This is a genomic window from Mesorhizobium sp. B2-4-15 (assembly GCF_006658505.1).
In the GTDB taxonomy this organism is placed as follows: domain Bacteria; phylum Pseudomonadota; class Alphaproteobacteria; order Rhizobiales; family Rhizobiaceae; genus Mesorhizobium.
Map to the genome: position 1 here is coordinate 15924 of NZ_VFUZ01000011.1, position 15131 is coordinate 31054.

Here is a 15131-nt window from a genome sequence, read left to right on the forward strand (position 1 = left end):
CCGCGACCGTGTCCTGATCTGACAGGGAGGCGCTGGGAGAAATCCCGGCGCCGACTGTCTTTTGCCTATCTCCACAATTTTAACAGTGTTTCCGGTTGGGGCTGCAACCGACGCCAAAAATCGGCTAACCTTCCGTGTCGGTTGAAGGGGGATACTTCATGACGCTGATCCAGAAGCTTGCCGTTGCCTACGCCTTTCTGTTCTTCGGCGTCGTCGCCATTGGCTACATACCCGCATTCAATGATGCCAACGGCAATCTGTTCGGCCTGTTCTCACTGCAATGGTACGACGACGTGCTGCACGCCTTCTCCGGCGCCTGGGCGCTGGCCGCTGCCTTCATCTCGCACCGCCAGGCGGTGTTCTATTTCAAGCTGTTCGGCTCGGTCTACCTGTTCGACGGTGTGCTCGGCTTGATCACCGGTTCCGGCTGTCTCGATGCTGGCATCTTCATCAACGGCTTCCGTTCCCTCAACGACATCGAATTCCCCGTCCGCTTCTTCGCCAACCTGCCGCACATCGTCATCGGCGGCTTCGCCGTCTATGTCGGCTTCCGGCTGTCGAAGCGCATACACGACCACTTCGCCACGGCCTGACCGGCCATGGTCCTGTTCCGCTGGCTGAAGCGCCTCGTCAAGACGATCCTCTGGCTGATCGTCATCGTCATCCTGATCCCGATCGCCGGGCTGGCCTATGGCTTCCTGACCACCCCGGCGCTCGACAAGTCGCCTTTGCCCGGCATCGCCGATGGCGCGCCGCCCAAGGCGCTGGCCGAAAAGGTGCGCGCCGAAATCCCCGGCTACCAGCGGCCGGAGGAATCGACTTTCCTCACCTATCCGGAATGGGCGATCGTCTACGCAGCGCGCGAATATGCCGGCTTCGTCGCCAAGGATCAGCCGAGCGGCTTTCCCTATTGGTCCTATGTCGGCCGCTTCTGGCAGGACTACGCCACGGTGATCCGCGCGAGTTCCGCCTACAAGTTCAACTATGCCAACCACCAGATGCTGGTCATCATCGGCACCAGCCACTCGATCGAGCATATCCTCCAGTGGGCCTATGAGAACACCGTCGGCCGCGTCACCGAGGCGACGTCGGCCAAGCGCACCGCCGCCGACATCTACCAGGCCAAGGTGGCGGCGGACTACGCAGCCTTCCTCGACCAGGTGCCGTGGTACCAGTTCCCCTATGCCGAAAAGCGCGCCGGCCTGTTTGCCGTGCAGCCGGCGCCTGGCGACAGCTCCATCCGCACCAGCGAACGCAAGCTTGCCTTCGGTCTCGCCGATACCATCAAGCAGGGCTATGCCGACCTGATCAAGCAGGCGCTTGCCGCCACCGCCGATCCGGCCTTCCTCGACGTCCACGTCTGGGCCAGGGGTCCGGTCGGCGAAGCCACCCGCAACGAGCCCGACACTTTGCTCGAACGCGACATGGGCGCTGACGGCACCATCTTCGTCACCAAGCGCTACCAGGTGTTCACCGACATGATTCCGCGCCTGATCGACAAGGGTGTCTCCTTCGTCGAGATCGGCGGCAATGACGAGATCATGGTGACAGTGCTTTCCACGGACTCGATCGCCGTTCCCGAAGGCATGCGCATCCTGTTCAGCTATCCGCTCCCGGCGGATCCCTCGACACGCCGCACCGGCATGGTCGTGGCCGTGCGCAAGCTGCATCTGGTGCTGCCGGCGCTGATGAAGGCCGGCGCCAGGCTCGAACACGTCTACGACTACTGAGCGGTGATATTTTCAGAACATTTCTGCAAGGTTGCTTCCGTGAGAGTTTCGATGGTGCAGTCTGGATCGATTGAATTGATGGAGATGATAGCAAAATTTAGCTGCTCAGCGGCGGTGTTGTCATTGTGATTGACAATGATAACCTTGGATGGCGGGTGGAGAGCTACATCGCATTTGTAAGTACCCGTGGTGCTGATCTGAACATCGGTCGGCGGACCTTTATGGAATTCGATAAATCGCCGTTTGTAGCTGACAATCGTGGACTTTGCAGCCTCGACGATTGTTGGACTAATGGCATCGAAAGCCAACAGACGTTGTGAATCGCTAACGTTTTTGCAAATCAGATTTGGTCGGAGCGACGTGGTTACCTCTCCAGTATTCGTCGCCGAGATCTGCAAGGTATAATCGCCAAAATAAGCGCCTCCTTTTTTCACCTGTCCGGTTATGTACGATCCAGCAACCGAAAGATTAGATGATCCAGGGAAAAACAGCAGCTTTATCTCAGGTCCGACAGCGCCCACAACAGACACGAACGCAATTATCAGCGAGAAGGTGAGCGTCGATATGTTAAAATACTTTCTCCAACCTTGCCAATTTTTACATTCATTGCAAAATATTTGTCCATCGGCAAGATCGCTTTGGCAAGCCCAACACTTCGAAGGCATTGAAAATCCTCTTGATGACAAACTATACTATCATGAATTATTTCCGCCTCAAATCAGATAGGCTGGGGATTTTGAACCGGTGCGCCCTGGGATTTTGCCGAGACGAATGCTGCCTCCGGCCTGACAAATCAGCCAAGGCGAGGCCTGTCACATTTGGCATCGGCGGAGCATTTTCAACCCGGTCAAACTCATTCCGCGATCGAGGCCAAAATCCCGCCTTGATCGCGCGCGATGGAGGATCGCATGCCGCCTGGAACGCGGCATGCACCTGACTGGGCTGCCGGGGGGCATCTCGAAGGGACAAGACCTTGATCAAGACCGCCCTTGTCGCCATGACCATTGTGGGCTGCGACTGCGACGCCAAGCTTTGCGAATATATTGGCGAGACGCCGGCCAAATGGTCGACCATCGCCGAGTGCGAAGCCGCGATGAAGAGCCAGATCCTGCGCCAGCATAATTTCAATTATCCCCTGGTGTCCGGCATCTGCCGCACTAAGGGCTCGGCGTCCTCCTCGCAACTGGCCGCTACGGCGTCCCGCCCGGAACTGAAGCCCGCCAACCGGACCGTTGCGCCCGAACGGCCGCTGCCGCCGGAGCTGAGCCACCGGCCAAGCGTCCCGGTCGGCTCGCCGACGACGGCCATGGACGCGGCCGCCGCCCGGCCCGTCGCCTATGAACAGGTGGTCGATGGTGGAACCGGCACGCTCTATCGCACCAAGAATGGCTACGCCGTGGTCAAGACAGATCTTGGCCGCGCCGCTTCGGCGACCGCCGACGCGGCAAAGCGCTCGGTGAACTGGTTGGCCGGCCTGGTGCCGACGGGGCTGTAGCCAACAAGGATCCAAAGCACGTTTCAGCGCGACGTGCGTCAGCACCTACATCTTCACCTTCAGACTCTCCCAGAACTTGTCGATCAGCGGCTTTTCGGTGGCCGCGTCCTCGCCGGCGACGCGTGTGATGAACAGCAGGCCCTGATCGGCAAGGCCGAAGCCGACGATCTCGAAATAGGCGGTATCCGTGCGCGTCTTCACCTCGGCGCGGATGCCGGTCAATTCCTTGCCGTCGGCGAGCTTGCGCGTCGTCGGCTGCTGTGTCAGTTCGGCACCCGCCTGCACCGATTCCTTGGTCATCTCCTGCAGCATGAGCTGGTTGAGCGACACCGGATTCATCTTGCCGTATTCCTGCACCACGACGATCGTGCCCAGCGCCGAGGCCATCAGATACTGTGTGATGTTTTCGCCGAGATCGGTCTTGGTCACCGAAATGTCGCTCGGATGGACGAAGGAGAAACTGCCGCCCGAAAAGGTGGCGAAGTCGTTGCGCTCGAGCGTCACCTTGCTCTTTTTGCCGCCAGGCAGCGTCATATCGGCGGTTTCGCCGGGATCGATGTCGACCGTCACGCCATCGATGGTCAACCTGAAGGCCTTGAGGTCCTCGGCTCCGGCCGGTTCAGCGCACAGCGCGATGAGAATGAGGGCTGCCGCTGATACCATCCGCATGGTTGTTCTCCTGCCTACGACACCACCCTGCTCAGCGCCTTGATGGCACGGTAGAAGGTCGAGGAAAACAGTTCCGTCGGGTCATATTGCCGTTTTGCCGCCAGGAAGGCCGGCAGTTCGGGATAGGATGCCAGCAATTCCCTGGCCGTATAATGCAGCTGGTAGGGCAGGAAGAAGCGCCCGCCATGCTTGATCGTCACGTCGATCAGCGCCCGCGTCAGCGCCCGCATCTTGGCGTTGCCGTCGGCGTCGGTCGGCTGATTGATGTAGAGCACCAGCGAATAGGCCGGCTCGGACGCGTAGGTCAGCGCCACATCCTCCTTGTGGACGACGCGGACCGAGGCGTTGAGCACCGGCAGCGGCTGGTCGCGCAGGATTTCGCGGGCTTCGGCGATGAACTCGACATAGGCAGCGCGCGGAATAAAATATTCGTGCAGGATGTCGGTCTCATCAGCCAGATCGTTGAACAGATACGGCACCGAATCATGCATCGGATTGTTACGGGTGACGAGGCAGGCCTCGCCTTCCGCCATGGCCGAGGTGCGCGCTACGGTGCAGCTCTCGAATCTAGGCTCCAGCGTCTTCTCGGTGAACCATTTCAGCTCCTGGAATGCGCTGCCCCATTTTGCCAGATTCATGATCACCCGCTTCAGGCCTACCCCTTCCGGTTCGCCAAGCGCCGGCTGATCGGTCGGTGGCTGCTCTGCCACCTTGTCGTAGCGATAGACGATCATGTCCTCGAGGAAATTGCCCGGTGCCGTGGACAGATGGCCGTAGAACAGGCCGATGTCTCTGTTCGGCTCCAGCACCTCGGCAAAGAACTTCGGAAAATCGTCGGATTTGATGATTTGCCGGGAGGTCCGGTAGACGGCATTGTCGACGATATCGAGCGTCGCCTCCAGCACCACGCCGAACAATCCGTAGCCGCCGACGACATGACGGAACAGGTCAATGTTCTCCGTTGGCGAACATATGGTCACCGAACCGTCGGCCAGCATCACGCGCATCGACCGGATAGAGCGCGCCACCGAGCCCGCCTGATGGTCCATGCCATGCGCGTTGACCGACAGCGAGCCGCCGACGGAGAAGATGTCGGTCGACTGCATCGCCTTCACCGCGAAGCGCGGATGCAGCATGTTCTGGATATCGTGCCAGCGCGCGCCCGGCTGGACCGTCATGGTCCTGGCCGCCGCATCGATGCTGACCTTGTCGAACTTTCGCAGGTCGAGCACCAGTGCGTTGTCGTCGAAGGCATGTCCGCCCATGGAGTGGCGAATTGCGGCCAGAGAGACCTTCAATCCATTAGCGCGCGCGAAGGCCAGCGCCTTGGCGACATGGCCTTCCTCACTCACCTCGACGACGCCATAGACCGGCGTCCTCGACAGGCCGCTGGCGTCGTTGATGTCGCCGCCCTTGGCCGACCAGGGCAGCGAAGGATCGAAGACGGGGGTATTCTCCAGCGGCTTCAGCGGCAGGGCGATGCCGTCGATATCGGCGATGCGCCCGGCGTTCTTCAGCCCCGAGGGCCCGCGCGCCAGCCGCGCCATCGTGGTGCCGCCCCAAAGCACCGCGCCGCCGACCACCGCGGCACCGAGCAGCAAGCGCCGCGACAAGCGAAACCCCTTCTGTTCCTCGGCCATGCAGATCCCCCGTTGGCCAAGGGATAGCGCGGCTCTTTGGTAAAAACCATAGCGGCGCTGCCGAAACGGCGTTTCGCCGTCCTGATCGCCTGATGGTGAGTGACCAAGAATATGAAATGGCCGATCCCCTGGGGAATCGGCCAGCATTGGAGCAGGGTCTGAAAGATAAGGTCAGCAGGTCTGCCGACGCATGACGTTCACGTCTAAGAAGCCTTCTTGATCGACGTCACCATGCCGGTCTTGTCGTCGACGGTCACCGCCACCTTGGCGCCGACCTTCAATTTGCCGACGGCCGCTTCCGGCGACAACTGGTAGATCTTGCCGTCGTCGAGGGTGATCGACTTGGTCGTCGGATCGACGGCCTGGATGGTGCCCTGAACGGTCGCGGCATAGGCCGTGCCGAGGAAGGCGAGCAGAGCGGCGGTGGTTGCGAGGGTCTTCTTCATCGATAGCACTCCGTGCTGTTTCGGTTTCGTCCGGCTGTTTGAGGGCCGCCGCCTTGGGGAACGACGGCACCGAACGAGCCGAGACTGGAACGGAAGACCTGCTTCTCGCAAATCACATTGAGTGAATTTTAGCAAAGGAAATCATAGGCTTAATTCTGACACATTGCTTCCGGCCGACGTGGTTTCCCGATATTTCGGCCTTCCCAATGAGCCCACTTCTTTCCACGAAAAGAGTCGGTTAGCCGATTGTGGCTGGCGGGTTGCAGGCATCACGCAGCCGCCGCAATCCGTCTGGTGCAGGATCACGAAACAGTCTGGCGGCGTCCCACAAGGTCAAATTTTGTTTCATGGGATCAGCTCGAATGTCCCTTGAGCGGATGAGACTCGCGTGCCGGTTGCAAACCCGAAATGGATGCGGGATGGTGGCGGTTACTATGGTGAGGGGCCCTCCATGAAACGCGTAGTCCGGACCATGATATCCCTGGTGCTGGCGTTTGCTCCGGGATTGGCCGGCGCACAAGGCGCGGACCCGGGCGACGACAAAACGGTCATCTTTGCTCCGGGCGATCCGGACATGAGTGCGGCCACCGCGCGGGCGCTCGCCAGGCTCGATGAATTCCTGGCCTTGGCGGAAGCGCCTCCCTCCGGCACGGATAGGTTCAAATTGAAGGTCCAGGTGCGCGACGGCAACGTCACCGAGCACTTCTGGGTCATACCGTTTCGCCGCACCGAGGCGGGTTTTGTCGGCATATTGGCGAACCAGCCGGAGCACGTGCATAATGTGGTGCTCGGCCAGAACATCGAGTTCACGCGGGACGATATTTCCGACTGGGGATACACCAGGGATGGCCGCCAGGTCGGCAGCTTCACCGTCTGCGTGATGTTCAAGAAGATGTCCAAGGAAGAGGTCGACTATATGCGCGGCAAATACGGATTCGACTGCTGAGCCGCCCAGCTTCCGTCTTGACGCGCATCATAGTGCCGAACTGGGTAACCGCATTCATCAAGGCTGCGGAGGATGCAGTCTCGACGCGTGACGAAGAGATTCAAGGATGCCTCGCACCTACCATGCGCCGCGAGGCCGCGCCTTTCGGGCAAACGCTGGCGCCCACCCACCTGGGCGATAGGCAAATAGCCCGGTCTTCAGTTGCAGCACTATGGAAAGACCGCCCTCAACCGCCCCTCAACCTTTCCCCTCATCGCACCTGCCAACGCCTCGACCGGCACCAGCCGTTCATGATCTCCGTCCCGCAGCCGCACAAAGGGATGCAGCCGGTAGGATGCAATGGCACCACGCGTCCCTTCATCCGCGCTGACGTCGACGGCGAAAATCCCGCCAACGCGACCCGGCCAGGGTTGGCGGGCGAAAGCGGTGCCGAGGAAATCACCGAGCCCATAGGCGACGACCGTCCCGCCGATCCGCTGCACCGGCTGAACCACATGGGCGTGATGGCCGGCGATCACCCCGACGCCCTGCCCGGCCAGGCATCTGGCCAATGCCCGCGTCGCGGAGCGCGGAAAATGCCGGAACTCCCAGTCCCAATGCGGGATCGCGCAGAGAAGGTCGAGACGATCGCGTGACCAGCCCGTCGGGTCGCTGTCCATCGACACGCGCCCGGCAAACAGGCGCTCGTCGGCATTGCGCCACAGCGTGAAGGCGGCGAAGCCGACACTCAACGGTCCGGCTTTGACAGCCTGCACCAGGCCGTCGGCGGCCAGGCCGATGGTGCGGATGCCGAGCCGCTTCAGCGCCGCCACTGTCTCCTCGAAACCGGCGACGCCCTGGTCGAGGACATGATTGTTGGCCAGCGACAGCACGAGCTTTTCACGCTCGATACCGGCCGCCGCCAGCGCCGCGGCCAGAAACCGTTCGCTCATGGCATGATGCGTGCCGAGCTTTGTCCCCAGCACGGCACTCGGCCTGTCCACGACCGGGCTTTCGCAATTGCCGATCACCAGATCGGCGGCGCCAAGCAGCGCCTTGATCGCCGGATCGTAGTCGGGTGTGCTGCCGTTGGCCACCGCCGAGATGTCGCCGATGAAGGCAAGCCGCACCGTCCGCTCCGGCGGCGGCTCCATCAACGTCCCTGCCATCGGCGCAAACCCGCTGGCGTCGCCGCCGAGCGACGGTTTCAGGAATCGCGGCAGCCAGGACAGCTTGTAGGAGAGCGGATAGTTCGACACGCAATGCCCAATCGTTTGCCTTGTTTAGACTTTCCAGCGAGCGGTTTGAAGCCGTCGACGCTCAACGATGTGGACAGCGCGGCGGCCCTGACAGGCGCGGCATCGCAAATTTGTGTATGGTCGCGCCGGACGAAACGTGTGGGAGGGCAATATGATACGAATAGCGAGCCTGCTGGCATCCGCCTTCATTGTCCTTGTGCCCCTGTCTTCCGCCGGCGCCGCCATGCCCGAAGCGGCAACCGCGCTTTTCCAGGCCAAGACCGTGGCCGCGCGCGACAGCGCCCTGTCGATGCTGGAGGCGGCCGCGCCGAAGGATCCCGCATCGGCCTATGCCGCCGGCGCCGGCGAGTTCTTCACCGCGCTGGAGTTGCTGGCCAGCGGCCTGCACCGCCATGGCTTCGAGAGCCCGCGATCCTTCATGCTGCCGCTGATGCAATTGCCAGTACCAGAAAATCCCAACCCCGAGCCGCTCACCTATGAGCAGTTCCGCGCCATCCTGGTCGCCTTCCGCGATCGGCTGGAAAAATCCGCCACCACGCTTGGTTCGGTGCCGGCCGATGCCGATATCGGCATGGTCATCGACCTCACCCATGTCGGCATCGACCTCAATGAGGACGGCACGATCGCGCCCGACGAAAGCATGGCGGCCATCATGGCCGCGCTGTCGCGCGGCAGCATCTCGCAGAGCGACGCCGCGCCCGCGCTCACCTTCCGCTTCGATCGTGCCGACGGTTACTGGCTGCAAGGCTATGCCGAGTTCCTGATGGCGCAGGCCGATTTCTGGCTGGCGCATGATTTCAGGAGCATGTTCGACGGCTCCTTCCACATGCTGTTCCCACGCGCCAAACTGCCGTTGCAGGATATTCTCGTGCCGCCGCCACGCGACGTGGGCAGCAACATCTTCTCCTCGGAATGGCGCATCGCCGATTTCATTTCGATGGTGCATCTCATCAACTGGCCAGTGGTCGAGCCGGAGCGCCGCAAGGCGGCGCGCCGCGAACTGCTCGAAATGATCCGGCTGTCGCGCGAGGACTGGAAGGCGATCCGCGCCGAGACGGACAATGACCGCGAATGGCTGCCCGGCCCGCAGCAGAAGGGTGAGAACCCGCTCACCGGTCTCGAAGTCGGCGAGGAACAGGTGCAGGCCTGGCTCGCCACCTTGACCATGGCCGAGGATCTGCTCGAAGGGCGTGTGCTGCTGCCGCATTTCCGCATCACCGGCAAGGGCATCAACATGAAGCGCTTCTTCGACGAGCCCAAGCCTTTCGACCTCGTTTTGTCGATCACCGGCCCCGGCATCGCGCCCTACCTCGAAAGCGGCAAGATCCTGACCAGCGAGGATTTCGATCAGATCCAGCGCGAGTTCGGCGGCGGCGGCTTTTTGACCTTCGCCCTCTGGTTCAACTGAGGCTTGGCTTCCTGCGCAGTTGGCGCGCCATTGCCCCGCCGCACCTGCGGGCACGCAGCACAAGGAAGGCAGAAGCCTTGAGCCTGCCGGCCCGAAAATCGTGGCAACATGGCAACAGTTTTGCGGGGGTGCCGAGGCGTTTTCAGCGAGCAGGCGGACGGCGGATGGCGTGCCCGATTGCCGCAGGCACAGCCGAACCGCCTTTCCACAAACATTAGCAAAGCCTGTTTTGCTTGACTTGGCCGGCAAAAACAGGCAGCAAAACACCCTTGGAAGGGCTGCAATACCGCGTGCATGATCGTGGACGAGCCTTTTTCGGCACAAAGTCCACGTCTCTCTGTTGGTTTTGAGAGGGATTGGTTAACCAACTTTGTCCATATTTTGAAGCAATCGGCAACTAACGACAGGCGCGGCAAACGCGTCGGGGACCACCTGGGATCACTCACAGAATGGTCGTCGCGGCTATCACAGCCGCGGACGTGGGAGCCGGTTGGAGCAAGATTGGTTGCATGGCGTTCTTGAGTAAGAAAATCGTCGGGGACAAGCGTTGGGACGGTGAGACCGCCGGCGACGCGCCACGTGCCTCATCCTTCAACCCTGAACGGATCGTCCGCTGGGTGGCGGTGCCCGGCGTCGGTGCTGCCGTAGGCCTGTGGCTGGTCGGCACGATGGCGGGCCTCAGCTCAATCGGCGCCTCGCTGTCCTCGGCATCGAGCGGCCTGCCGCAGACGCTGTCCATGTCGCGCACGCTCGCCCTCGCCGATCCGCTGAAACAACATTTCCTCAGTTCTTCGGCCTTCGTGCTGGCCAACGCCCATGGCGGCGCGCAGGCCCTGCATGACCATGCCGTGCAATGCGGCGCCGGCTGCTTCAAGCTCGCCGCGGTGGGCCCCCGGGCGGAGAAATCCACGCGCCTCGTGGCGCAGGCAAAGCCGGTTCCTGCTGTCGCCCCGCCGACCGTCAAGTCGAAGTCGCAGGAGCGTTTCGAACGCATGGAAGCGTCGCTGTCGCCGTCCAGGCTCGCTGCGGCCTTCGCCGGCGCCGGGAAGCCGGCTGCCGCCCCCAACGCCCGTCCCGTGATTTCCAGCGCCACGCCGCAAATCACCGAGGCATCGCTGGTGCCGTCCGTCCAGGTGGCCAGCCTGTCGGATGACATGCCGGCACCGGCGGCGGAGCGCTTCGCCCGTGTCGATACGGGTTCCGTTGTCGTCCAGACCGCGCCGGCGCCGATGGGTTTCGCCCGGTCGGATACACCTGATAACGCGCAGCTGGCGCTTGCCCTCGTCCAGTCGATGCCGGTCGAGGACGAGGCCTTCGCCTCGCCGCTGCCGATGACCGAATCCTCTGCCGACGTCGCGGTTGCGCCTGTCGAGACCCAGCAGGAACAGCCCGGCGATGCCGCTTCGCTGCCGGACGCGCTCACCGACGACGTGCCGCTTCCGACCCGTCGCCCGCAATACGACGCGCCGCAGCCCAAGGCCGTGGAGCAGGATAAGCCGGCTCCACAGCCCAGGATCGTGGAGCAGAAGCCGGCCCCACAGCCCAGGATCGTAGAGCAAAAGCCGCTCCTGCAGGCCAAACCGGTCCAGCAGGCCAGGCAGCCGGCCCGGCAAGGGCGGGCTGGTGACGGCGGCGACGCGTTGGCCTATGCCAAGCCCGACACACCTTCGGGCGGCCTTGGCCAGGCGTTCAGGAACCTGTTCAGCGGGCCGAGCGCCGGAAGCGGAGCCGGCCACGGCGTAGCCGTCTATGACATCTCGGCCAAGACCGTCTACATGCCGGATGGCCAGCGGCTCGAGGCGCATTCAGGCCTCGGCGCCATGGTCGACCAGCCGCGCTATGTTCACGTGAAGGATCGTGGTCCGACGCCGCCCAATACCTATAATCTGTCGCTGCGCGAATCCCGCTTCCATGGCGTCGAGGCCCTCCGCCTGACACCAGTGGGCGGCGGCAACAAATACAACCGTAACGGCCTGCTCGCCCACACCTACATGCTGCGCGGCGGCCGCGCCGAGTCCAACGGCTGCGTCGTCTTCAGGGACTATGCGCGCTTCCTCGCCGCCTTCAAGAAGGGCAAGGTCACACGACTCGTCGTAGTGCCGCGCTTAAGCGGATCGCCGACCCAGGTGGCGTCGGACAACGCACGCGGTGCCTGAAGACTGAAAGGCGCCGCCAGGGAGTTGCCTCCTCCTGACAGCCTGCTGTCAGGAGCCGGAGCAGGCGCAGCGCCTCGCTGCATCCCGCTCTTTCCATTTTCGCCAGGAAATCCCATATTCGGGACATGGCCAAATCCCCCGACAAAAGAACGCCGCCGACGGCGAATGACGACCGCGCCGCGCCGAAGCGGCGCAGCCCGCTGACCGATTTCCTCGACGCTTCGGAGCCACTGCACAAGGGCGGCTTCGCCGAGATGCCGCAACCCGAACTGTCCGGCACGCCGCTGACCGGTTCGATCTCCGATTGGGCCGAGCAGATCGAGCGGGAGGCCGAGCGCGAAGGGCGCCACCTGATCTCCCCCCTTGAGGGGGAGATGTCGCCGAAGGCGACAGAGGGGGTCGCCGGAGGAAGCGCTCGACATAAAGAGACGCCGAACCCGGTCGAACCGACCCCACCCGGCGGCTCCGCCGCCACCCTCCCCTCGAGGGGGAGGGATAGCGCCAAGTCGAAGAAGATTCCCGAGCGCTCCGCCGCGCCGGGCCGAACCGCACGCGGCACCTCGATGGGTGGCGCGGCCACCGCCCGTGAACGCGCGGCAGTCGGCCTCAATCCGGTAGCCGGCCTCGATATCTCGCTGGAAGAGGCCGAGACGATGACCTCCAGTGGCGTCACCGCCACGGTGGCCGCGCTGTCGGCGCTGATCGAATCTGGTAATCCGCTGCACAAGGACGGCGTGCTGTGGACGCCGCATCGCCCTGCCCGCCCGGAAAAATCGGAAGGCGGCATCGCCATTAAAATGGTGTCGGACTTCGAACCGGCCGGCGACCAGCCGACGGCCATCAAGGACCTGGTCGAAGGCGTTGACAACAATGATCGTACGCAGGTGCTGCTCGGCGTCACCGGCTCCGGCAAGACCTTCACCATGGCCAAGGTGATCGAGGAGACGCAGCGCCCTGCCCTGATCCTGGCGCCCAACAAGACGCTGGCCGCACAGCTCTATTCCGAGTTCAAGAAGTTCTTCCCCGACAATGCGGTCGAGTATTTCGTCTCCTACTACGACTATTACCAGCCGGAAGCCTACGTCCCGCGCACCGACACCTTCATAGAGAAGGAATCCTCGATCAACGAGCAGATCGACCGCATGCGCCACTCGGCGACGCGTTCGCTGCTCGAGCGCGACGACGTCATCATCGTCGCCTCGGTGTCCTGCATCTACGGTATCGGCTCGGTCGAGACCTATACGGCGATGACCTTCCAGATGCAGATCGGCGACCGGCTCGACCAGCGCGCCCTGCTCGCCGATCTCGTCGCCCAGCAATACAAGCGGCAGGACATCAATTTCGTGCGCGGCTCGTTCCGCGTGCGCGGCGACACGATCGAGATCTTCCCCGCCCACCTTGAGGACCGCGCCTGGCGCATCTCGATGTTCGGCGACGAGATCGAGGCAATCACCGAGTTCGATCCGCTGACCGGCCAGAAGACCGGCGAGCTGAAAAGCGTCAAAATCTACGCCAACTCGCACTATGTGACGCCGCGCCCGACGCTGAACCAGGCGATCAAGTCGATCAAGGAAGAGCTCAAGCTGCGGCTGGTCGAACTCGAACGCGCCGGCCGCCTGCTGGAGGCGCAGCGGCTGGAACAGCGCACGCGCTTCGACCTGGAGATGCTGGAAGCCACCGGCTCCTGCGCCGGCATCGAAAACTATTCGCGCTATCTGACCGGCCGCCAGCCAGGCGATCCGCCGCCGACCTTGTTCGAGTACATTCCAGACAATGCGCTGGTCTTCATCGACGAAAGCCACGTCACCGTGCCGCAGATCGGCGGCATGTATCGCGGCGACTTCCGCCGCAAGGCGACGCTAGCCGAATATGGCTTCCGCCTGCCGTCCTGCATGGACAACCGGCCGCTGCGTTTCGAGGAATGGGACGCCATGCGCCCGCTCTCCGTCGCCGTGTCGGCGACGCCCGGCGGCTGGGAAATGGAGCAGGCCGGCGGCGTCTTCGCCGAACAGGTCATCCGCCCGACCGGGCTGATCGATCCGCCGGTCGAGGTGCGTCCGGCCAAGAGCCAGGTCGACGATGTCGTCGGTGAGATCCGTGAGACCACCAAGGCCGGCTACCGCACGCTGGTGACGGTGCTGACCAAGCGCATGGCCGAGGACCTGACTGAATATCTGCACGAGCAAGGTGTGCGCGTGCGCTACATGCACTCCGACATCGACACGCTGGAGCGCATCGAGATCCTGCGCGACCTGCGCCTCGGCGCCTTCGACGTGCTGGTCGGCATCAACCTTCTGCGCGAGGGCCTCGACATTCCCGAATGCGGCTTCGTCGCCATTCTCGACGCCGACAAGGAAGGTTTTCTGCGCTCGGAGACCTCGCTGATCCAGACCATCGGCCGCGCCGCCCGCAATGTCGACGGCAAGGTCATCCTCTACGCCGACCAGGTCACCGGCTCGATGGAACGGGCGATGGCCGAGACCAACCGCCGCCGTGAAAAGCAGATGGAGTGGAACGCCGCCAACGGCATCACGCCGGAATCGGTGAAGTCGCGGATCTCGGACATCCTGGACTCGGTCTACGAAAAGGATCACGTCCGCGCCGACATCTCGCAGTTCACCGACAGTGCCGGCGCCATGATGGGCAACAATTTCAAGGCCCATCTCGACGCGCTGGACAAGCAGATGCGCGACGCCGCCGCCAATCTCGACTTCGAGAAGGCGGCCCGCATTCGCGACGAGATCAAGCGGCTGCGCGAGATGGAACTGTCGATCTCCGACGATCCGCTGGCACGCGAGGTGGAAGGCCAAAGTCCCGCCTCGGGCCGCGAAAAGGGCAAGCACAACAAAGGCGTGGCCAAACATCGTACGGCTGAGGAACAGGAGCGTTTCCGCAAGCTCGACGAAGCACGTGCAGCCGAAGAGGCGGCCAAGGCTGCCCGGCCCAACCTCTTCCGCAAGCCCGCGCTCGACGAGATGGGCGCCGACGGCGCGGTGCCGGTGAAGAAGCCGCTATTCGCCAAGCCGTCGATCGACGACATGGGGCCTGGCACCGACATGCCGACGCTGGCGGGCGCTGTCTCGCGCTCGCTGTTCAAGAAGCAGTCGGCGGAGGAAGCACACGGCTCCGACTTCGGCATTCCCGGCGACACCACCAAGCCGCTGTTCAAGAAGAATTCCCTGGACGAGATGACGGTTCGGCGGACCGAGACGCCGATCGAGGGCGAGAAGCCGGCCAAGCGCGAACGTGCCGGCATTGGTTCCTATGAGGATCCGGGCGATGCCCGCCGCGAAAAGCGCCGGCCAGGCAAGACAGGTCGGCCGGGACGATAGCGAGAGGGAGTTCAGGCGCGTGGCTTCTGAAAACGAGCGTCGCGCTACCCCTCATCCGCCTGCCGGCACCT

The 15131-nt window shown here is 63.0% G+C and carries 12 protein-coding genes; 7 read left to right on the top strand and 5 right to left on the bottom strand.

All coding sequences use genetic code 11. The features are described 5' to 3' along the window. The first annotated feature begins 158 nt into the window (after positions 1-158). Both FJ930_RS14840 and FJ930_RS14845 read left to right on the top strand, forming a co-directional pair. Positions 159-593 carry a hypothetical protein gene (locus FJ930_RS14840; RefSeq protein WP_141838611.1) on the top strand — a complete coding sequence of 145 codons (435 nt, stop codon included), beginning with the start codon at positions 159-161 and terminating at the stop codon, positions 591-593. Positions 594-599: 6 nt separating this feature from the next. Beyond that, the gene (locus tag FJ930_RS14845) at positions 600-1730 is read left to right on the top strand and encodes a hypothetical protein (RefSeq protein ID WP_140745404.1); all 1131 of its coding nucleotides are present in this window, start codon (positions 600-602) and stop codon (positions 1728-1730) included. On the opposite strand, the gene FJ930_RS14850 is transcribed toward FJ930_RS14845, so the two are convergent. Then, positions 1724-2395, bottom strand: coding sequence for a hypothetical protein (locus FJ930_RS14850; RefSeq protein WP_141838612.1), 672 nt, complete (start codon positions 2393-2395; stop codon positions 1724-1726). The genes FJ930_RS14845 and FJ930_RS14850 overlap by 7 nt on opposite strands. Before the next feature lie 308 nt (positions 2396-2703). Here FJ930_RS14850 and FJ930_RS14855 point away from each other — a divergent pair, with 308 nt between their 5' ends. Beyond that, a complete protein-coding gene (locus FJ930_RS14855) occupies positions 2704-3225 on the top strand; it encodes a hypothetical protein (protein ID WP_140692237.1) in 522 nt (173 codons plus the stop codon). A gap of 45 nt (positions 3226-3270) precedes the next feature. Here FJ930_RS14855 and FJ930_RS14860 read toward each other — a convergent pair whose 3' ends face one another. The 3 genes from FJ930_RS14860 to FJ930_RS14870 form a co-directional block, all read right to left on the bottom strand. Next, positions 3271-3894 (bottom strand): hypothetical protein, encoded by a 624-nt coding sequence (locus tag FJ930_RS14860; protein WP_141838614.1) that lies wholly within the window; start codon positions 3892-3894, stop codon positions 3271-3273. A gap of 14 nt (positions 3895-3908) precedes the next feature. After that, positions 3909-5534 carry an FAD-binding oxidoreductase gene (locus FJ930_RS14865; protein WP_141838616.1) on the bottom strand — a complete coding sequence of 542 codons (1626 nt, stop codon included), beginning with the start codon at positions 5532-5534 and terminating at the stop codon, positions 3909-3911. A 203-nt stretch (positions 5535-5737) separates the two neighbouring features. Continuing rightward, positions 5738-5980, bottom strand: a complete 243-nt coding sequence (locus tag FJ930_RS14870; protein WP_141838617.1) for a DUF1344 domain-containing protein — start codon at positions 5978-5980, stop codon at positions 5738-5740. 451 nt (positions 5981-6431) lie between these two features. On the opposite strand from FJ930_RS14870, the gene FJ930_RS14875 reads away from it, so the two are divergent. After that, positions 6432-6926, top strand: a complete 495-nt coding sequence (locus FJ930_RS14875; protein ID WP_141838619.1) for a DUF2314 domain-containing protein — start codon at positions 6432-6434, stop codon at positions 6924-6926. A 209-nt stretch (positions 6927-7135) separates the two neighbouring features. On the opposite strand, the gene FJ930_RS14880 is transcribed toward FJ930_RS14875, so the two are convergent. Next, the gene (locus FJ930_RS14880) at positions 7136-8164 is read right to left on the bottom strand and encodes a CapA family protein (RefSeq protein WP_141838620.1); all 1029 of its coding nucleotides are present in this window, start codon (positions 8162-8164) and stop codon (positions 7136-7138) included. Positions 8165-8315: 151 nt separating this feature from the next. Here FJ930_RS14880 and FJ930_RS14885 point away from each other — a divergent pair, with 151 nt between their 5' ends. The 3 genes from FJ930_RS14885 (at position 8316) to uvrB (ending at position 15060) form a co-directional block, all read left to right on the top strand. Then, positions 8316-9572 carry a hypothetical protein gene (locus FJ930_RS14885; protein WP_141838622.1) on the top strand — a complete coding sequence of 419 codons (1257 nt, stop codon included), beginning with the start codon at positions 8316-8318 and terminating at the stop codon, positions 9570-9572. Positions 9573-10081: 509 nt separating this feature from the next. Then, complete coding sequence (locus FJ930_RS14890; RefSeq protein WP_141838624.1) at positions 10082-11728, top strand: DUF2778 domain-containing protein; 1647 nt, start codon at positions 10082-10084, stop codon at positions 11726-11728. Between the two features lie 125 nt (positions 11729-11853). Continuing rightward, the gene (uvrB, locus tag FJ930_RS14895; RefSeq protein WP_141838626.1) at positions 11854-15060 is read left to right on the top strand and encodes an excinuclease ABC subunit UvrB; all 3207 of its coding nucleotides are present in this window, start codon (positions 11854-11856) and stop codon (positions 15058-15060) included. Positions 15061-15131: the final 71 nt, after the last annotated feature.